Source organism: Algoriphagus sp. (genome assembly GCF_029254265.1).
GTDB lineage: Bacteria > Bacteroidota > Bacteroidia > Cytophagales > Cyclobacteriaceae > Algoriphagus.
Genome location: NZ_JAQWXX010000009.1, coordinates 1 through 20,573 on the forward strand (window position 1 = coordinate 1; position 20,573 = coordinate 20,573).

At 39.3% G+C, this 20,573-nt stretch carries 17 protein-coding genes; 8 read left to right on the forward strand and 9 right to left on the reverse strand.

Annotated elements, in window-relative coordinates:
* Positions 1 to 111: 111 nt before the first annotated feature.
* Positions 112 to 1,146, reverse strand: coding sequence for a hypothetical protein (locus tag P8O16_RS00850; RefSeq protein ID WP_300309887.1), 1,035 nt, complete (start codon positions 1,144 to 1,146; stop codon positions 112 to 114).
* Between the two features lie 846 nt (positions 1,147 to 1,992).
* On the opposite strand from P8O16_RS00850, the gene P8O16_RS00855 reads away from it, so the two are divergent.
* Positions 1,993 to 2,625 carry an ABC transporter ATP-binding protein gene (locus P8O16_RS00855; protein ID WP_300309889.1) on the forward strand — a complete coding sequence of 211 codons (633 nt, stop codon included), beginning with the start codon at positions 1,993 to 1,995 and terminating at the stop codon, positions 2,623 to 2,625.
* A complete protein-coding gene (locus P8O16_RS00860; RefSeq protein ID WP_300309891.1) occupies positions 2,618 to 3,679 on the forward strand; it encodes a hypothetical protein in 1,062 nt (353 codons plus the stop codon). Before P8O16_RS00855 ends, P8O16_RS00860 begins: the two co-directional genes overlap by 8 nt.
* 515 nt (positions 3,680 to 4,194) lie before the next feature.
* On the opposite strand, the gene P8O16_RS00865 is transcribed toward P8O16_RS00860, so the two are convergent.
* From P8O16_RS00865 to P8O16_RS00880, 4 genes are all read right to left on the reverse strand, one after another.
* On the reverse strand, positions 4,195 to 5,580 hold the full coding sequence (locus P8O16_RS00865) for an NAD(P)(+) transhydrogenase (Re/Si-specific) subunit beta (protein WP_300309893.1): 1,386 nt from the start codon (positions 5,578 to 5,580) through the stop codon (positions 4,195 to 4,197).
* A complete protein-coding gene (locus P8O16_RS00870; RefSeq protein ID WP_300309895.1) occupies positions 5,577 to 5,864 on the reverse strand; it encodes an NAD(P) transhydrogenase subunit alpha in 288 nt (95 codons plus the stop codon). The genes P8O16_RS00865 and P8O16_RS00870 overlap by 4 nt, the downstream gene beginning before the upstream one ends.
* Before the next feature lie 11 nt (positions 5,865 to 5,875).
* Positions 5,876 to 7,000: a Re/Si-specific NAD(P)(+) transhydrogenase subunit alpha gene (locus P8O16_RS00875; protein ID WP_300309897.1), complete on the reverse strand. Its 1,125-nt coding sequence runs from the start codon at positions 6,998 to 7,000 to the stop codon at positions 5,876 to 5,878.
* Between the two features lie 348 nt (positions 7,001 to 7,348).
* Positions 7,349 to 7,849: a nicotinate-nucleotide adenylyltransferase gene (locus P8O16_RS00880; RefSeq protein ID WP_300309899.1), complete on the reverse strand. Its 501-nt coding sequence runs from the start codon at positions 7,847 to 7,849 to the stop codon at positions 7,349 to 7,351.
* A 288-nt stretch (positions 7,850 to 8,137) separates the two neighbouring features.
* Here P8O16_RS00880 and P8O16_RS00885 point away from each other — a divergent pair, with 288 nt between their 5' ends.
* The 6 genes from P8O16_RS00885 to P8O16_RS00910 all read left to right on the forward strand — a co-directional run bounded on the left by P8O16_RS00885 (position 8,138) and on the right by P8O16_RS00910 (position 14,968).
* Complete coding sequence (locus tag P8O16_RS00885) at positions 8,138 to 9,607, forward strand: Gfo/Idh/MocA family oxidoreductase (protein ID WP_300309901.1); 1,470 nt, start codon at positions 8,138 to 8,140, stop codon at positions 9,605 to 9,607.
* A gap of 91 nt (positions 9,608 to 9,698) precedes the next feature.
* Positions 9,699 to 10,190 (forward strand): helix-hairpin-helix domain-containing protein, encoded by a 492-nt coding sequence (locus tag P8O16_RS00890; protein ID WP_300309903.1) that lies wholly within the window; start codon positions 9,699 to 9,701, stop codon positions 10,188 to 10,190.
* A complete protein-coding gene (locus P8O16_RS00895) occupies positions 10,187 to 10,573 on the forward strand; it encodes a hypothetical protein (RefSeq protein ID WP_300309905.1) in 387 nt (128 codons plus the stop codon). The genes P8O16_RS00890 and P8O16_RS00895 overlap by 4 nt, the downstream gene beginning before the upstream one ends.
* Before the next feature lie 95 nt (positions 10,574 to 10,668).
* Positions 10,669 to 12,366 carry a gamma-glutamyltransferase gene (gene ggt / locus P8O16_RS00900; RefSeq protein WP_300309907.1) on the forward strand — a complete coding sequence of 566 codons (1,698 nt, stop codon included), beginning with the start codon at positions 10,669 to 10,671 and terminating at the stop codon, positions 12,364 to 12,366.
* A 125-nt stretch (positions 12,367 to 12,491) separates the two neighbouring features.
* Positions 12,492 to 13,328 (forward strand): prohibitin family protein, encoded by an 837-nt coding sequence (locus P8O16_RS00905; RefSeq protein WP_300309910.1) that lies wholly within the window; start codon positions 12,492 to 12,494, stop codon positions 13,326 to 13,328.
* Between the two features lie 206 nt (positions 13,329 to 13,534).
* The gene (locus tag P8O16_RS00910) at positions 13,535 to 14,968 is read left to right on the forward strand and encodes an ADP-ribosylglycohydrolase family protein (protein ID WP_300309912.1); all 1,434 of its coding nucleotides are present in this window, start codon (positions 13,535 to 13,537) and stop codon (positions 14,966 to 14,968) included.
* 165 nt (positions 14,969 to 15,133) lie between these two features.
* Here the strand turns inward: P8O16_RS00910 and P8O16_RS00915 are convergent, their stop codons facing one another.
* From P8O16_RS00915 to P8O16_RS00930, 4 genes are all read right to left on the reverse strand, one after another.
* The gene (locus P8O16_RS00915) at positions 15,134 to 16,051 is read right to left on the reverse strand and encodes a beta-1,6-N-acetylglucosaminyltransferase (RefSeq protein WP_300309914.1); all 918 of its coding nucleotides are present in this window, start codon (positions 16,049 to 16,051) and stop codon (positions 15,134 to 15,136) included.
* 319 nt (positions 16,052 to 16,370) lie between these two features.
* Positions 16,371 to 18,005, reverse strand: coding sequence for a M28 family metallopeptidase (locus P8O16_RS00920; protein WP_300309916.1), 1,635 nt, complete (start codon positions 18,003 to 18,005; stop codon positions 16,371 to 16,373).
* 213 nt (positions 18,006 to 18,218) lie between these two features.
* Positions 18,219 to 19,190 carry a hypothetical protein gene (locus tag P8O16_RS00925; protein WP_300309918.1) on the reverse strand — a complete coding sequence of 324 codons (972 nt, stop codon included), beginning with the start codon at positions 19,188 to 19,190 and terminating at the stop codon, positions 18,219 to 18,221.
* A 37-nt stretch (positions 19,191 to 19,227) separates the two neighbouring features.
* A complete protein-coding gene (locus P8O16_RS00930; protein WP_300309920.1) occupies positions 19,228 to 20,118 on the reverse strand; it encodes an amidohydrolase family protein in 891 nt (296 codons plus the stop codon).
* Positions 20,119 to 20,573: the final 455 nt, after the last annotated feature.

Genomic DNA, 20,573 nt, shown 5'->3' on the forward strand with positions numbered 1-20,573 from the left:
AGAAAGAATACCTCTGAAAAACTAGTTTTCAAAGGACTGGCTTCGTCGGCCTACGGCCTCCTCTGCCAGTCCTTTGAAACATAAATTTAAACCTAGACACAGTTTAATGAACTATCCCGTAATAATTTTCATCCTTCCTTGATGTAAGGACTCTAATACTAAGTTAGCTAGGATATCGATTGAAACACCAAGATTACTGAATCCAATACCTATGCCAATATCATTATTAAAAAAATCCATCTCTGATTCGAAATTTGTATTAGGTGGTTGACACTCATGTGCAGATCCAAAAAGCAATGCACTCCCAACACCAATGCTTTGAACGTTTAAAGCATTCCAATATGCATGTCTAAAAGCATCTGAACAATCATTTCTACCATTAATTCCGAAAATTATTACTGCTTTGCTTTGAGCAATATCTCTATTAAAATACACTGCCAACGCATCTGCAATATATTTTGGGTCAGATTTTATTAATTGTTTCTCACATTCTTTTAATTCTATATTAAAATGATTTGTTATATAATCAATTACATCGTCAGCTGACACATTCTCACAATCCACCCTCAACCCAATGATATTCCCATCAGGAACTTCGCAAGGATCAGTTTCAGGTGGAGTTGTTCCTCCTCCGCCACCCCATCCTTCGTCATCGAGGACTGGTGGAGTCGTTTCATAATATTCGCATTCCATGGTAACATACCTATCCAAAACTTGTCGATCGCTACAACCAAACCCCTCTTGGCAAGTAACCTGATACTCAGTATAAGTTACTTCATAACAAACAGACTCTAGTAATACTTTTGAATTTTCTTGACTGGTCTTTTGATTGTCTTTTTTTACAGGCTTGATTCTTTTGACCTTTTCACCAGCCTTGATTCTCCAGCCTCCAATAAGTTTTTCATTCCATTTGTAAAACAAATACTTTCCTGAGAAGTCAGTAGGTATTTTTTGGTACCCTCCATTCAGAAAATCTGAAAGCTTAAATTTCTTTTCCTTATCATCCGGATAGATTTTTAGGATATATGGAACATATTTTCCATTTGCTTTTGGGAATAATATCAAAGTGTGAAGAATGGTCTCTTGGGAAAAGGAAGGCCCAATCAAATGCTCCGGCACAATTAAATCTTCATAGTCCAGTTGCACTTCGATTACCTTCTTCCCATCAGCTTGAACGAAGGTCTTGGATCGATCCCAGTTTACTTTTTTCCGAATTTCCTTGGCATTGATTCTTGCATTTTCAGAGCCTTGATCCTAAAAGGAGGTTTCATTGGACTCAAACCAAGTCTTCGCATCTAAGACCTCTGATGTGAGGGGAACTTCAATTTTTTCTACTTCATCCTCAATACAGGAAGTGAAGAGGTATGCAATGCTACAAATCGCAAAAACAGCTAATAAAAGGTTGTTTTTGGTTGTTTTTGGTTGTTTTTGGTTATCATATTTAAAAATTAAATTTTCACAATTAAAAAATAGTTTTCAACTATTGCAAATTAAGTTTGACTAAAATTCTGATTTTCTTATACTTTTAATTTTTGTAGATTGATATTCAGGAATTTAAACTTGAAATGCATTTACTTTAAAAACTTGTTATCAAAGAACAGCTTCAGCAGCTTAACCAATTCTTTGAATCCGGTTCGTGATGACACGAACCACGGCGACGGAACCACGGCGACGGAGACCACAAAGAAAAATGTTTCGATCCAGATTTCTACCAATATCTCACCCCTCTGGGGTGTGGTGAAAAGTTGCTGTGTTTTGCATATTGAATTTAGCTTTTGAGGTTCTTGAAGCCCTTTTCGACCTCTTTGATAATCTTTGTGAACTTCGCGGTAAAAAAAATTATCGAAAACTGAAGCCCATGAAGATACGGCCTGGATCTATGGCTCGAATCAGATTGAGGTATTAACCTTCATTCCATTCACATTTTTTAATTCAGAGCTATTCCTACAATTTCCTACTTTGATTCTTGAAAATTGAAGAATTGAAAACCCCATGCTCGAAATCTCCCAATTCAAAAAATCTTATTCTACTGGATTCGAGATAAAAATCGACTCGCTTCAGCTTCAAGGAGGAATCCATCTGATCAAGGGGGAAAATGGCAGCGGAAAGTCCACCTTACTCAAAGCTATAGCTGGAATTCATGATTTTGAAGGTGACATAACGCTTGAAGGAATTGCTATCAAAAAAGACCCAGTTCGGTTTCGGAAAATGGTCAACTACTCCGATGCTGAGCCAATGTTTCCTGACTTCTTGAATCTGAATGAACTGATTGCCTTCGTGGCTAGTACAAAAGGAGCCGATGCTGCTCAAATCAGCCATTTAAAAACTGAATTGGGAATTGGTGATTATGCCAAAAATCCCCTCGCCTCCTACTCCTCCGGAATGCTGAAGAAAGCCGGATTAATTTTGGCATTTCTTGGAAATCCTCAACTGATCATTTTGGATGAGCCATTTACCACCATTGACGTAGAAACTCAGGATCGCCTGAAAAAATTGGTACTATCCCATGTTGCCGAGGGCAAAAGCTTTTTAATCACTTCCCATTTGGCAGACTTTGAAAAGCTTTTTGAATACAGCTCCATTCTGGAAATCGCGGATGGAAAATTGAGCAAGGTTTATGGATGATTTTTATACCAAATCCTTCGTAATCCCATTTTACAAGGCCTTTCTTGGCTTTTTCATTCTAGTTATTTTAATCTCCACAGTTTTCATGGAGTTCAAACAGCATGTCTTGCTTGCTGAACGAGTGCTTGAAAATGATAAATTTTTCCTTGGAGTTCTTGGGGCTTTTTTGATTTTTGGAATCTTCCAAGAGCGTTACCAACTCAATTTGATGAATGAATCCCGCTATAGGATTTTTCATTCCTTGGCCTTTTTCTCAGTTCCAAAACTTTTGAAAATTCAGCTCAGCATTTGGACCAAAACACATGCATTACTCTTGATTTATGCCGTATTTCTAAGCTATATCGGTTTACGCAGTCAAATTCTGCTAAAGCCCATTCTGCTCTGGTTCTTTGTTCTAGGAGTTTTTAGTCTGGATTTCATCTTATTCTATTTCAAACTCCGTCGTCCTTTTCCGGATAGGGTGATTTCAAAATCAGTCCTATTTCCAAGGATCCCATTCGGTTTTTGGTTTTTGAAACATTTAGCCACCAATAGACCTATTCTGATTATTGCAGTCAAACTCGTTTCATTGATCCTATTAAACGGGTTCTTTTTCTCCTATGAGTCCGGAGGGTATGATCTAAGATGGATTGCCTTCGGCTTGCTATGTGCTGCTTTTATTCACTTTCCAGTTTGGATGGAAAAGGTAAGATTTGATGCAGAAGAATTGAGTTATTTCTTAAATCTTCCCCGATCCTTTTTCCTAAAAATCCGCCAGCATCTGACTAGTTTAATACTCTTTATCTTACCGGAGTTGATCCTGATCGGAATCAAATTTAAGACTCAAGATTTTGGACTGATCGCATTGAACCTAAGTTTCTTCTTTGTCTCCATAAATTTAGGGCTACTCGGGCTAATCGTATTTCAATCTCAACATATCGATTGGACGAAAGCAATCATGGGAGCTTTCTTTCTGCTGTTCTTAGTAATTCTGTTTAGCATCCCTTTTTATTTGATCGCAGTGCCAAGCTTAGCAGCTTTCATTCTGGCGATAAAAAGTCCATATCAGATTTAAGTTGGAGCCAAGCGAGTGTCTTCACTCGTATTTATCGAAAAATGCAGTTCATCGGTGTGAATACTTTTTAGATTGCGTTTCGTGAAGACACGAACCATGTCGGCGCCGATGAGGCAAGAAACATTCTTCTAATCGAATAATTACTTTTTACGGCGCGAGGGGGAGGACGCAATAGCGGGCCGGCGCCGGGCTGTGCGGAGGAAGCTTTATTGCGTCTTGTCCTGATTGCTATCGGGATTGGTTCTTTTTTGCCAAGAAAAAAGAACAGGAAGAAATAGAAAAGTCGGAGTAACATTTTGAGTGAGAACTATTGCATTTCTTGAAGAAACAAACCGCTGCAAAGGTGAACTTCGCCCTATCCTTCGTGGCCTCCGTGGTTAAAAAACCTTTGTGCCCTCAGTGGTGACCCCTGTGATCTTGGTGGTTGGGAATAATTTACTGCGTTTCGTGAAGACACGAACCGCAGCCGTTTTTCCAAAATCTCGTAAATCCTAAATCTGAAATCTAAAATCCCTTTACATTTCCTTCATCTCACTCACCACTTTGGTAATGGTCTGCTTAGCATCGCCGAAAAGCATCAGGCAGTTTGGATAGCCAAAAAGCTCATTCTCAATTCCTGCATAGCCTTTTCCCATACTTCGCTTGCTCACGATCACAGTCTTTGCTTTGTCGGCATTCAAGATTGGCATTCCGTAAATTGGGCTTTGAGGATTAGTTCGAGCTGCTGGATTCACTACATCATTTGCTCCGACCACAAAAACTAAATCGGTATTTGGAAACTCATCATTGATCGCTTCCATCTCAATCAATTTATCATAGGAAATATTCGCTTCTGCCAATAAGACATTCATATGTCCCGGCATCCTACCTGCCACAGGATGAATAGCGAACTTGAAATCTATATTTCGTTTTTCGCACTGCTCCATCAACTCTCGAATTACGTGCTGGGCTTGGGCTACGGCCATTCCGTATCCCGGAACTACTATAACCGAAGAAGCTGAATCGAATAACATCGCAGTCTCCTCCACTCCTATCTCTTTCACCACGATTTGCGGTCCATCAGCGGCTGGACCGGAAACAGTCTGTCCAAAACCTCCTAGCAGTACATTAGTCAAGGATCGGTTCATGGCCTTGCACATGATTTGAGTCAGGATAATTCCCGAAGCTCCAACCAGTGAACCTGCCACGATGAGCACATTATTATTCAAGATAAAACCGGTCGCACAAGCGGCCATTCCCGAGTATGAATTCAAAAGAGAAATCACAACTGGCATATCTGCACCTCCAATTGGAATCACAGTCAGGATCCCCAGAAGTAAGGAAATCACAATCAATGCAATCATAAAAATCGGATCGCCTGGGTTCATGAAAGTCAAAACACCGGCAATAATAAAGGCAATCAAGAGAATCAAATTGATCGGATGCTGCCCTTTGAACGTGATTGGTGAACCGGAAATTTTTCCGTCCAACTTCATAAAAGCGATCATGGAACCTGTAAAAGTCACTCCACCGATCAAGACCGAGACGATAATACTGACCGAATTAACCGAATCTGGATACGTGGAGATTTCTTGTGTTTTCAGGAAATAGTCTGAAAGCGCCACTGAAAAAGATGCTAGACCTCCAAAACCATTAAATAAAGCGACCATCTCAGGTATTTTGGTCATCTCTACTTTCTGCGAAACATAAAGACCTATTGCTCCCCCAATGAGGATACATATAAAAATCTCTACAAATGAAAGGATATTCACCGTGTACAAAGTCGCCGCGATGGCAATCAGCATCCCAACAGCAGAATACAAGTTACCTTCGCGTGCACTTTTGGTTTTACCCAATTTTTTGATCCCGAGGATAAAGAGAATCGAGGAGATCAGATAGGCTACTTGGATCAGTGTGCTCATTTCTTCTTAAACATTTTAAGCATACGATCGGTCACTGCGTAGCCGCCGACCACATTGATGGTTGCTAGAATTAAAGCCAGCATCCCTAACCATTTGCTCAGAGTTCCATAGCCCAATTCGTTGCAAGCGATCAACGCACCGACGATGGTAATTCCTGAAATAGCATTCGAACCCGACATCAGTGGTGTATGAAGCGTAGGAGGCACTTTGTTAATCAGTTCAAAACCGAGATAACTGGCTAAGACTAATATATAAATCAGTATAATAAGTGAATCTGCATTCATAAAATTATGGTTTAGTGATTCAGGATTTTTTTGGTGAATTCATGGATCAAAATACCATCATGAGTAATCACCGAACCTCGTGTGATTTCCTCATCAAGATCTAAATTCAAGCTGTCTTTGGTACTCAAATGCAGCAGCAGGGTACTGATATTTGTAGCGTACAACTGACTTGCATTCACAGGAAGCAGCGAAGGTAGATTGGACTCTCCTACTAGCGTCACTCCATGTTTAACCACTGTTTTATTGATTTCTGAAATTTCGCAATTACCTCCTGACTCGACAGCCATATCGACGATCACCGAACCGGTTTTCATGCTTTTCACCATTTCCTCTGTAACTAGAATCGGAGATTTTTTCCCCATCACCAGCGCAGTGGTAATAACTAGATCAGCATCTTTAATTTTATCTTCAATCAATTTCTTTTGTTTCGCAAGAAAATCTGCCGAAACCTCAGCAGCATAGCCACCTTCCACTTTGACTGCTTCAGCTCCTTCAACGGTCAGAAATCTTCCTCCCAGGGATTCTACTTGCTCTTTGGTTTCCGGTCGCACATCAGATACTTCGACTATGGCTCCTAATCGCTTTGCAGTCGCGATAGCTTGCAAACCTGCCACCCCAGCTCCAAAGATTAAAACTTTTGCCGGCGTGATGGTACCTGATGCGGTCATCATCAAGGGGAAGATTTTTCCAAGATAATTGGCTCCCAAAATCACAGATTTATATCCAGCCAGATTAGCCTGAGAACTTAAGGCATCCATTTTTTGAGCTCGTGAAATCCGGGGAACAGCATCCATGGCGATCGCTGTGATTTTCTTTTGGAGAAAAGCTTTTATCAATTCAGGATGCGTGTAGGCATACAAAAAGGAAATACAGGATATCCCTTCTCTGACTTCTGCAACCTCCTCCAATGTCATCGGATTAACTTTCAAAATGATATCCGAAGCCAATACTTCTGACTTTGAAACCATCTGAGCACCAGCATCTAAATAATCCTGATCTGAAAAATAAGAACCGGCACCCGCGCCAGTTTCTATCAAGACCGTATATTCCTTCTTTAAAAGCTGCTTGACCACATCAGGGGTAAGGGCAACGCGTCTTTCGAATTCTTTGACTTCTTTAACTACTCCGATTTTCATTTTGCGAGGTGTAAAACAGGGGACTTCAAAGGTTAATAATCCTAATTTTTATCTAAAGTAATTTTTTAAGTAGTAATTAACCATCCTGTTGCAAAAAATTTCTAACCTTATTTGAGGTATCGATTTCGATTTGATTCTGAATAGATGTTTTTTTTGAAAGGCAACTTTTATATTAAATAGAAAGTTTAAAAAAATCAGAATCAACAATTTCATCCTCTTTTGAAATGGATTACAGGATCAAATCTGTCATTTAACCATTTTTGATTTTAAAATTTAGCTCAAATCGAACAAAAAAAATAAGGAGCTGCTTCAATCAACAACTCCTTATAAAAATAATTATTAAGAAGATTAAAGAATATTTCCGTTCTCATCGGTTTTGATTCTAATTCTATTATTGCCTTTCTCCAAGACAAGTTTATACTCTTTTTTAGTGACTCCCAGATTATCATGATAACTAACTAAATAAGCATCTTTGATGATTTTCCATCCAGGGTACTCCTTTGCAGCTGTTTTAGAAACGGCCAATGGGAGTTTGACATTTTCATATTTTTCAATTGTCCTCAAAAGATTACCCTCATCATCATAGGCGGCAAGTATTTTACCCTTGGGAATAAAAAATGAGATAAAATATTTATCGTACTCATCTTCATAATACTCCGAATCCCTAACGTCATAAGTGGTAGCGTAGCGCTCAAGCATTTGCACAGGTTGGGCCGCAGATGCATTGTTAACATCATCCAGGTATTTGTAATTTCTTGCGGACACAACTACTTCTGGTAAAGTGACCACCTGGGCAAACGACGGAACCGCGATTCCAATAGCGAATAAAGCAAGAATGATCTTTTTCATGTCTTTGATTGATTTTAGTTAAAAATGAATAGATGCTTATAATCATGCAGAGGCATGTTTTAGCATGTATAAATTTAACTATCACAACGCTCCCAAAAACTGATCTAAATCAATTCTAAGTACTTTTTTTTTAATTTTTAACGTGAGAAATATCATTTTTTACTATTGAAATAAAATTTCAAAACCCATTTTCCCACTGAAAATTTCTTCTCAAAAAACCAACAGCAGTATGCATTGAAAGAGATTAATCCTTATTTTAAGCTTCCCAAAAATCAATTAACAAATCCCATGAAACAACCCAAAAAAGTAGCTTCGGATCAATCGCGCCGGGACTTTATTAAAAACACGGCGATTGCTTCGTCTTTTTTCATAGTCCCGAGACATGTACTCGGAGGAGTAGGATTCACCTCTCCTTCTGATCAGTTGAATATTGCAGCGATAGGTGCTGGTGGTAAAGGTGCCAGCGATATTATGCTTGCTTCCGTCAAAGGTAGAGAGCGAATCGTTGCACTTTGTGATGTGGACTTTTCAGGGTCGGCAAAGCGATCGGTAGAGAATTTTCCAAATGCTAAGCTTTATGCAGATTACCGCAAAATGCTCGATACCGAAACCGATATTGATGCTGTCACTATCTCAACACCAGATCACGTGCATGGTCCAGCAGCCAAATATGCGATGGACCGTGGCAAGCATGTGTATGTGCAGAAGCCGATGACACACAATATTTCCGAAGCAAGAATACTTACAGAATTGGCTAGAAGTAAAAAAGTGGTCACCCAAATGGGAAACCAAGGTGGATCAAACCCTTACCTGGATGTCGTTCAAAAGTGGATTGATGAGGATAAAATCGGGAAAATCTCCAAAGTACAAGTTTGGACCAACCGTCCAGTTTGGCCACAAGGCGGACCTTTTCCTGCTGCAAATCCAGGCACCAAACCAGATGCTTTGCAATGGGATCTTTGGCTAGGCCCAGCACCGGAAATTCCTTTCACTCCAAACCTTCATCCATTTAACTGGAGAGGTTGGTGGGATTATGGAACTGGAGCACTGGGCGATGTAGGATGCCATTTGATCGATATTCCATTCCGAACGCTTGGTTTGAAATATCCAACCGATGCAGAGTGCAGTGTTGGAACCGTCTTCTCTAAAATGTGGACTCCAGATTACAATCCTGAAGGATGCCCAGCTTCTTCTTTTATCACCTTGCATTTTGCAGCTACTGCGAAAAGTAAATCTCCGATCGAAATGACTTGGAGTGATGGGGGAATTAAGCCTTCTCATCCAGACATTATCCCAGCAGATGATGATATTGGAGGTACAGGATCAGCCAATGGCGTATTGATTATTGGTGATAAGGGTATTATTTCTACAAATATCAATGATTCCTCTCCATTGATGCCAAAGCTTTATTTGAATGACGGAACGACTGAATTTGGGCCTCAGACTGAGGAAAATATGGAGTCTGAGTACGGTCATCAGCGACTTTGGGTAGATGCTTGTAAAGCAGGATTTGGAAGTGCGGAGCATAAAGGCCTGACTTCTTCTTTTGATTATGCCGGTCCGATGACGGAGACAGTGTTGATGGGTAATCTTGCCATTCGTAGCTACATGCTTCGAAGAGAAAACAGCAAAGGCCAGCAAGAATTCTTTGGTAGAAAGAAACTCCTTTGGGATGGTGAAAACCTTAGAATTACAAACTTGGAAGAAGCAAATCAATTCGTCACAAGAACCTACAGAGAAGGTTTTGGAATGGGCTGATCCCAATTATAGAAAGTGCTATTTCAAACCCAACCGATTGATTTTGGTTGGGTTTGTTTTTTTTTTAAAGAGGTAACTACTCAATCTAATCATGATCAAGAAATCAAACCCAAAACTTAACCTTTCACCAGAGGAGCGTAAGAAACTTCGAAAAGCCAAAATCAAGATTTCTGAGATTTTAGATCTTGCTCCTGATGAATTGGAAGTTATTTTGAAAGTCAATTCTGAGCGGGTAAAAACCCTTGTTTCTTTGGCTGAATTCCAAACTGTGCCATCAGTTGGGATCAAGTTTGCTGAGGATTTGATTTTTATGGGTTATTATTCTTTAGCCGAACTCAAAGAAAAAGATGGCGCAAAATTACTTGACGAATTTGAGCGAAAGAAAGGCTTTTGGACTGACCCCTGTGTGGAAGATCAGTTTCGATTGATCGTTGATTTTGCAAAAAATCCCTCAATCACCAAAAACTGGTGGGACTACACTGAAGAAAGAAAAATATACCGCGCAGAAAGTGGCTATCCAAAAGACAGACCCAAGACCGTTTGGTATGAAGCCAACCCAATCAAATGGAAAACTAAGAAATGATTCCAATTGCTCAATTTATCGTGATTCTATTTGGGGCCTTCATCTTTTCCGTAGGAATTTTAATGCTTTTTAATCCTGAAAAAGCACTTGCAATACTTCGGAAAGCAGGAAGTACAAACTTGATCAATTACGGGGAAATCACAATCCGGTTGATACCAGCCATAGCTTTGGTTATTTATGCACCTCAGTCCAGATTTCCGGATATTTTGAAATTATTTGGAGGATTTATGATCGCCACTTCACTGGTATTATATTTTGTACCGAGACGCTATCATCACGCCTATTTGGTAAAATGGGCAGCTATTCTTAGTCCTTTTCAGGTAAGATTGATTGCTCCATTGGCTTTTCTTTTTGGAGTAGCAGTGATATATGCAGTGCTTTAAAACACCATTTAAATACTTATATCACTGATCTCAAAATTGATAAAATCAGGTACTTCCTTTTTTTGTTTATTTGAAAACTCACTTAATTTCTACCCATGAATAAGTTAATAATCACCTTAATCTTCGCGGTTTTTTGTGGTCAACTTGCGGCTCAAGACAGACTTACAGGTCAGACTTTCACCACTCGATCAGAAGTACTGGCTCGAAATGGCATGGCAGCAACCAGTCAACCATTGGCTACACAAGCTGCTCTGGATATTTTGAGGAAAGGTGGCTCTGCAATGGATGCAGCTATTGCAGCTAATGCAGTATTAGGCCTAGTCGAACCTGCGAGTTGCGGAATAGGCGGAGATCTTTTCGCGATTGTTTGGGATGCAAAAACCCAAAAACTCTATGGCTTTAACGGAAGCGGTAGAGCCCCAAAATCGTTGAGTATCGACTACTTTATAGACAAAGGAATAAAATATGTTCCAGATCTAGGCCCACTTCCGGTAACCGTTCCAGGTGCAGTGGATGGCTGGTTTGCACTTCATGAGAAATTCGGAAAACTTCCCATGGCCACGCTCCTTCAACCTGCTATTGACTATGGAAGAGAGGGGTTTCCCGTTTCAGAGGTCATCGCCTATGAAATGGAAAGCAACCACAGCCCAATGGTAGATTTACCTGGATTTGCAGAAACTTATATGCCTAATGGCCATATTCCTCAGAAAGGAGAAGTCTTTAAAAACCCAAACCTTTCCAATACCTATAAGAAAATCGCCAAGGGTGGCCGGGATGCCTTTTATAAAGGAGATATCGCTCGAACAATTGATTCCTATATGAAAAAACACGGAGGATTTTTGAGATACGAAGACCTTGCAGCCCATACTTCAAATTGGGTAGAACCGATCAGCACCAATTACCGGGGCTATGATGTCTGGGAACTTCCGCCGAACGGACAGGGAACTGCCGTGCTTCAAATGTTGAATATTTTGGAAGGGTTTGATATTGCAGCCATGGGATTCGGGAGTACCGAATACCTTCATGTGTTGACCGAAGCCAAAAAACTTGCCTATGAGGATAGGGCAAAGTTTTATGCAGATCCTGAGTTCAACAAAATTCCAGTAGAAGAGCTGATCTCCAAAAGCTATGCAGCGGAGAGAAGAGCTTTAATCAATCCAAATCAGGCTGCTCGAAGCTATCCTGCTGGGGATTTAGAAATCGAGCTAGGAAACACCACCTATCTGACTGTAGCAGATAAAGACGGCAATATGGTTTCCCTGATTCAAAGTATCTATTCCGAATTCGCTTCAGGCATGGTTCCAGATGGTTTGGGTTTTGTGCTTCAGAATCGAGGTGCGCAATTCAATGTTCAGGATCGAAATCATGCCAATGCGATCGCTCCTGGGAAGCGACCTTTTCATACGATTATACCAGCTTTCATCACTAAAGATGGAAAGCCATTTGTAAGTTTTGGCCTGATGGGAGGTTCTGTCCAGCCACAAGGTCATGCCCAAATTGTAGTGAATGTGGTGGATTTTGGGATGAATCTTCAGGAGGCTGGAGATACTCCTAGAATGAGACATTCCGGAAGTTCTCAACCTACTGGATCGGTCATGACCGATGGAGGCACACTCAATTTGGAAAGTGGATTTGCGCCAGAGGTTTTTAGAGAGCTTCGGAAAATGGGACATCGAATTTCCTTTGCCGTGGGGATTTACGGGGGATACCAAGCAATTGGAGTTGATCTAGAAAACCGAGTTTACTCCGGCGCATCCGAGTCCAGAAAGGATGGTCAGGCGGCTGGATATTAGCCAAAAACCAACTCAAATTTCATTTGGAGATCTCTATTCATTCCTAAAAGACCTTAAGGCTTTGTCGAGATTCAGGAGTTACGTTTGGAAAAGGTTACCTTGTCTGGGTAAAAAACAAATGACAAATGGATTTCGAAGACGTAAAATATGAAATGAAAAAAGGCTCTTGGAAGCCAGTGATTATAGTAGCGATAATTATATTCCTGCTTTTTGCCTTTAAGCCTTGGGCCCAAGTCGGAGCTGGAGAGCGTGGAATAGTCCTGAATTTTGGAGCAGTTGAAAACACAGTTTTGGGTGAAGGAATTCACTTTAAAATACCTATTGTGCAGACAGTAGTCTTGATGGATGTAAAGATCCAAAAAGCAATCACCGATGCAGCATCAGCCTCTTCTGACTTACAGGATGTGGCCTTATCTGTAGCATTGAATTACCACGTCATTCCCGACAAGGCTAATGTGGTATACCAATCGATCGGTGTAGAATTTAAAGCGAGAATCATTGATCCGGCGATTCAGGAAGTAATGAAAGCGGTAACTGCTCGATATACCGCAGAGGAACTAATCACTAAGAGACCAGCAGTAAGTACAGAAATGAAGGATGCTTTGTCATCGAGATTATTGGAGTCAAATATCGCCGTGGATGCATTTTCTATTGTATCCTTTAGCTTTTCTCAAACCTTCACTGACGCGATTGAAGCGAAGCAAACAGCAGAGCAAAATGCACTGAAGGCGAAACGAGATTTGGATAGAATCCGTGTGGAGGCCGAGCAAACCATTGCTGCAGCTACCGCAGAAGCAGAGGCTTTGAGACTTCAGAAAATGAATATCTCACCTGATTTGATCGAGCTTCGAAAAATCGAAGCTAATCTAAAGGCTATTGAAAAATGGAATGGAATCCTTCCTGAAGTTACGGGTGCCGGAGCTATTCCTTTTATCGGAGTTGGGGGAACGAAAAACGACTAAGTTTTTTGAACCTATCGCTATTGAAAAAGCGTGTCTTTGAATTTAAATTCTAAGCACGCTTTTTTCTTTATCTATTAAATTCATAAGTGGAAAAGAGAAGCTCTAATCCAAGGAAAATATAACCAAGTCATGCTTTACTTTTTGAAATTTGACTTCCAAGCAGGCTAGGATTTTTCTACCTTGGGAGTTGTTCACCCTATTCACCCATGAAGAAAAAATTACTTACACCCCTTGCACTTTTTATTCTATTTCTGTCATTTTCTGCTTGCCAAAAGGATGAATTCCAGCAATCAGAACTAGTTGACCCAAACTTGGAATACAAGACTTATAGCCCCAATCCAACAGAATTGGTGATTTCCAGGACAGAATATGCAGATCGATTGTATGGATTTTGGCTGGGCCAATGTATTGCCAACTGGACAGGTCTGATCACTGAAATGGATAAAATCGGAGGTGAGGGAAAAGATGGAAAAGGAGCAGGATTCTATACCAGAGCCAATTGGGGAGGTCCCGACGAGCCTGCGATTTGGGAGGAAATAGGAATGGACATGGGCAGGAATATTGACTTTGTCTTGGAGGATGAGGGTGGTGTATGGGGAGCGGATGACGATACCGATATCGAATACATCTACCAATCCCTGATGTACGAGAATCAAACCACATCACTAAGTCCTGAACAAATTCGAAACGGTTGGCTGAAGCATATTTACTCGGATGAAAACACTCCTTTCATGGGAAAAGATGGCATTTCAAAAGAGAATTACCTTTGGGTTTCGAATCAAACCGCTCATGATCTGATGCGGCAAGGATTACTTCCTCCAGCGACAAGTGATCCGACAAATAACAAGGATTATGAAATGATTGATGCCCAATTAACCACTGAGATCTTTGGTTTTTTTGCTCCCACCAGACCAGATATTGCCCTAGAAATCGCTTCACTTCCCATTCAAACTACTGCAAGATTCAATGCCCAATGGGCAGCGGAGTTTTACGTGATTATGTACTCTTTGGCCTCATCAGCTGACCAAACCAAACCTATAAAAGATCAATTATTCTGGATGGCAGATCAAGCGAGCACTAGGCTTCCGGAAAACTCTGTTGTATCAAGCATGTATGATTTTGTAAAAGCTAGCTATGAGGCTGAAATTCCCTGGGAAACTACCCGAGACAGCCTTCATATCAAGTATCAAATCAATCAAGAAGCAGGCTATGATTGGTATACCAAAGACTCAGTCTGCAACGGTTGCTTTGCCGGAGGAATTAATTTCGGTGCGAGTATGGTCAGTTTATTTTATGGAGAAGGTGACTTGAAAGAAACCATCAAAATCGGCACTTTGGCAGGTTGGGATTCGGATAATCCAACAGCTACTTGGGGAGGACTATTAGGTTTCATGTTGGGCAAAGAAGGCGTAGAAGCAGCTTTTGGGAGGAAATTTGCAAACAAATTCAATATCCATCGAACTCGCGGAGGCTTTCCAAATGATGGAATAGACAACTTTGAAAATATGGCGAAGATTGGAGTTTTTATTGTCGATCGAATGGTCCAGGAAAAAATGGGTGGAGGAATCGATCTCGAAAAAGACGAATGGTATATTCCTAAAAATCAAACCACTATCCAAGGTGCTTTAAACAGGGATTAAATCAAAAAAGCTGAAAATTTGGATTACTGATATGTAGACTTTGATTCCACAAACTTGCTTTTAAGGAAAAACCAGAGCGCTTTTTGTTCAGTATTCAGAACAGTAGTAGAATCAAAGGATTTTTTTATCCTAATGAAATAAGTTTTTAGTAAATTCTCATAATCCTCAGATTTTAATTTTAAGCAATTCTCTGTCAATTTTATCCAGAATTGCAGTTTCGCCCTCAAATTTTCTTGCTAAGAAGCAGTCAGTTTGAGCTAATTCTTCAAAGTCTTCATCAGTACGGAAGGTTACTGGAAGAGAACAGTTTTTCCTTTCCCAATTAACATATGTTAGACTATTGCTTATTTTTTCTTTTGGGATTAAATGAGCGATAATACTGTGGAAAAAAATCTCATCCGGCACATGAGTATATGTATGATAAGCTTCAAAAGACTTATTAGAACTAATGAATTTTAGTATTTCACTGATTGTCTCAATAGGTAGAGCCCACCATGCGCTGCCTCCAAAAGGTTTAAGATAATCAGGATGCCTTCTTTTAACGAAAACATATTTTAAAACTGATCTATCATTAAAATTCAAGATTAGCTTAGTGATGTTTTTTAGATTTTTTGTGGTATAAAATTCAGAAGAATAAATATCACTAAAAGTATACCAAGTTCTTAATTTAGGGAAAGGATGGATATTATAATTGAATATTCTTTTCTTATATCCATCATCTTTCCAAACATTTTCAATGGGGTTTAAATCAATATAATTTTGACCATAATTAGCTTCAAGAAAACTTCTTAAATCAGCAATTGGTTTAATTGGATAATCTTGCCCACTTGCAAAAATACAATAGCCATTTCTTTTATGCTCAGTGATTTTCTTAAGAGCTACCAAAATCGCTTTAACACCGCTAATATCCGACCAAGTAACATCTACTCTTTCTTCTAAAATGAAAACATTTCTCAACACTTTTAACTCATCTTGAAATGGAGCAATTTCACTTTTCCTATCGATATGTACATAAAAATAAGTATTGTCGCCTTGCAACCTTGAAATAAGCCTACTCAGATTCTTTGGCAGCGTATGTGCCAAAATTATATAACTTAAATCCATAAAAACTATCTATTATCGCCTACTATTTATCCCATTAAAATAAGATTGTTATAAAATTAAATATACCCGCTCGTGATAAGCTAAAACACAAAACAACATTCTTAAAATCAAGCACCCATCAATCTAATTTACCCCTTTTTCAGCTTAAATCTATCAATACCATTCTGTTTTTGAAAGAATCAAAACAATAGCTTTCTAGCTCTTCTATTTTTTTAAATTCAGAATCGATATATCTCCACCAAAACCCACAATTAAATTCTATTACTATCCATTCCACTGTCCTTAAAAAATACATTTCTTACTTCATATACGCCTCTCGGATCGCTCGGAACTCTGAACTTGGTTTCCACTTCGGCCATGTGTCCGAATTCGCTAGATTTCTGCCTACAGAGTACAGCAATTGCACATCATCAACTGCTCCATCCAGATTCCATCGGCTAGTATCATATTCATCTGAAGGCTTGTGATAGTATTTTTGCACGTACTCATCTTCAAGTTGCTTTCCATATTCTTTTCCTTTCTCAAAGTGGTCTATTCCTGTACCTATATATAAAGCTGGGATACCCACTTTGGCAAAGCTGAAATGATCAGACCGGAAATAATAGCCCGCTGTGGGTGTAGGATCTGGAGCCGAATACCGACCTACTTTTTCCAATTCTATATTAAGTAAATCTTCCATGTCACTTTGTCCCACGCCTATTATCGACACATCCTTCATTTTCCCATACGGATTGATTCCATCCATATTGATATTGGCTACAGTTTTTTCTTTAGCATAGATCGGATTCAGAGCATAGTAAAGCGAACCCCAAAGTCCTTGCTCTTCAGCTGTCACGGCCAGAAAAATCACTGTTCGTTCTGGTTTCTCATCGGTACTAAAGGCTTTTGCCAAAGCAAGTAAAGCTGCTGTCCCGGTGGCATTATCCAAGGCGCCATTGTAGATTGAGTCGCCCGTTTCATCTGGTTTTCCAATCCCCAAATGATCCCAATGTGCAGAATAGATTATATATTCTTCTGGTTTAGTGGAGCCGGTCACTTTAGCAATCACATTTTTAGAGACATCATATTTCGCCTCCACAGCAAGCGAGGAACTTGCTTTCAAATTCATTGGGACTGCTTGAAAATCGGCTTTCCGAGCTTTTGCTAACATTTCCCGCTCATTCATACCTGCCATTTCAAAAAGCTTGTTCGCTGTAGGCAAAGTTACCCAGCCTTCAAATCCCAATTTATAATTGTCTTGTCCTCGGTCATCTAGGTAAAGTTGTGCTGAATTCCAGCGATTTTGAACAACATTAAAGCCATATCCTGCAGGAATAGTATTATGCACAATCAGCACTCCCAATGCGCCATGCCGGATGGCTTCCTCATATTTATATGTCCAGCGGCCATAATACGTCATGGTATTTCCTTTGAAGAAGGCTTCATCCTCTGTGCCAAAACCGGGATCATTCACCAGCATCATCACGATCTTTCCAGTGACATCAATGTTTTTATAATCATCCCAACCATACTCCGGAGCAACTATTCCAAAACCTGCAAACACGATTTCTGCATCCTCAAAACTTACCAGCGAATCCGTTCGCTGAGTCCATATCACATAGTCTTTTAGGCCTTCGAAGGTGACAGATTCATTTGCAGACTTGATCGTCATCTCTGTAGCAGCTGTACTATTGATTGAGACCATAGGTACATCCTGAAAGTACGAATCCCCATTTCCAGGCTCTAAACCCATGGTTTGGAATTCTGATTCGAGGTAGTTGATGGTTTTGGTTTCACCTTCAGAAAAAGGCATTCGCCCTTCAAACTCATCTGAGGCTAAGGTGATGATGTAAGGTTCGAGGTCTGACACTTGAAAAGTGTAGCTCTCCTTTTTAGGCTCAGAACAGGAAAAAACTGCAAGCATCAACCCACAAATTATTAATTGCTTTTTCATTGGAGTAAATTTTAAAGGGAAAAATCGATTCGATATTTAAAGGTATTAAAATATATAATGAAGAAAATCTCAATTCGTAAGGCTATTTGCCTCCCATACTTTTTGTTCGCTGAGGGAATTGATTTGGGAAATATATAAAGGTTTACTCTTTGGAATACGAAGTACTGACTCACAAATTTCCGGAGAGTTTGCGAAAGGTAAAGATTCATCCAATCAAAGTTTTAATTGAATCCCCAATCCGTCAAATCCTAAATGATACCTAGCAGAAGTTGCTCCTGTAAACCTCCCATTGTACTCATAAATAAAATATTCTCTGGCTAATGTTTTCTGAAATTGAATATTAATAGGTCCCACCCAACCCGCTAAAATTATTTTTTCAATCCAACCCCTAGCTAGCCAGTTCGCTTTTTCATCTTTACAAATACTTACTGATACACTCACGCCCTGCTTCATAAGATGCTCAGTTACCAAAAGTCCTCCTAGCTCTCCTTTTGGACCAACCATCGCTTGACAAGAGATCTTTAATTCCTCAAATGAATGAAAGAGGGGTATCCCTGAGATCTCAATTTGATTAAGATATTCTTCGATTTTTTTAAAATCACCTAAATATTCTTGAAAAATATAATCTTTATTACCTATTAAAGCCTCCAACTGCTTTTTGTTACAAAGAAGAATTACTCCTTTTGAGGCAAACCCTTTTTTAGGCTTAGCAATGATTGGAAATGCTACCCCTGATAGAAATTGGTTTAGGATTTCTTCCGAAGAATCTGCAGGAATAGTCTTTGCAAAAGGAAGATCATGTTTAATGGAGAACTCAAAACTCTTCCATTTATCAAGAAAGGATGAGGCTATTTCAAAAGATCCTGTCAGGATTGGGTATTCAATAAGTAAATTTTCAGATTTAATTTTTGACAAAAACTCAACGTCTTCATCTCTACAAGGAATGATTAAATTTGGCTTTTCGGCTCGTATTTTCTCCAAAAAGAATTTTCGAAAACCATCTCCATCCTCTACTAAAGAGGGTGAAATTAGTACCTTATCATATTCAAAAAGAGAGGGTGCATTTGGGATAGAATTGAATGTAATCAACTCCAAATCGTCCCTTCTTCCTGATAAGACATCTAGTAGATTTCGACCCACCAAGCTTCCTCCAGACAAAAACAAGAGTTTGATTTTATTCTTCATTTTAATTCAAAGGTATTTTCGATAGATATGATTTATTTTATTCTGGAAAATAATAAGCTTTAAAAATGGGATCTTCTTTTAGGTTCATAGCATCTAATGCATTTTTGTAAAGAAGTTTTGGCAAAAACTCTTCTTTAAAGGGAAGACTCATAAAATTATCTACAAAAGCCTTAATTGGAGTCAGGGGATAAGCAGTCCCGAATAAAAACTTGCTGGAGAATCCTTCGAAATTTTTATTAATGGCTCTTAGCCAATCCTCATGCCCAAGATGCCAAAGATATCCCTCGGGGCTTAACCAAATTGTATCTCTACGCATGGCAGTAACTATGGCTTCCCTTACATAGGGATAGCATCCATGAGCACAAATTATTCTTAGATAGGGGAATTTTTCGGCTATCCTTTCAATATGATGTGGATTCGCATATTCTAAATATTGCCCTCCTTTAAGCCCTGAGGTCTGAATAATAACAGTACAATCTAACTCCTGCAAGAGTCTATAGACTTCATCCAATCTATTATCTGAAGGCAAACAACCCGGAGCTCTTCCAGGCTCAATCTGAAATACTTTAATACCTAATTCATGATAGCAGCGAACAATCTCTGTAAGGCAGTCATGAAAGGTATTACTTACATCCAAACCACCACAAGCTATAAATCTTCTTGGGTTTCGCTGTTGAATTTCAGATAAGTCATCGTTCTGCGTCGTTCGATCTGCAAAATTATATTTCCCCAATTTTGCTCCTGGATTAAACCCGGATGCTGAAACCGCTGTAGTAACTCCGGCCTCTTCAATTTCCTTGAAAAAGGACTCTTCAGTACCTTCTTTAAGTGATTCGATTAACGGAAGTCTTCCGCTTTTTTGAAGTTGGTTTCTATAATAATCTGCTGATTTACCTCCAGTAAATCTACATCGCACATCAATAATCATACTTTCAAATTCAAAGAAATAATAAAAAAACTTATCGAAGATAGAATAAAAATACAAAGAAGGCTTTTATAAAAAGAACGAGAATTATAAAAACAATAAATCTTCGCGTCACTTAAAAAAGTTTATATAATATCTCTTTGCCATAAATCCGAGTATTCTTAAAAAAAGCAGGGGATCTCTGTGAATGTAAATAAATATATACCAATTAGTCATTAATCTTTTCCTATGTGTCTCACGATTAGAAAGTTTCTTATACGAACCCAGTAGATTTTTCCTATAGAATGAGGTTACCTTTGGTGTATAAATTACATCACCTTGATTTTTATAAAAGGTTCTACCACGAATTTAATGGAATAGCTATTTTTAAGCAAAAAAATGTTTACGGAGAATTTTTTCACAACCCTGCTCAATTTAGAGGATGGATGGGAAGTCCAATCTATCCAAACAGACCTTGG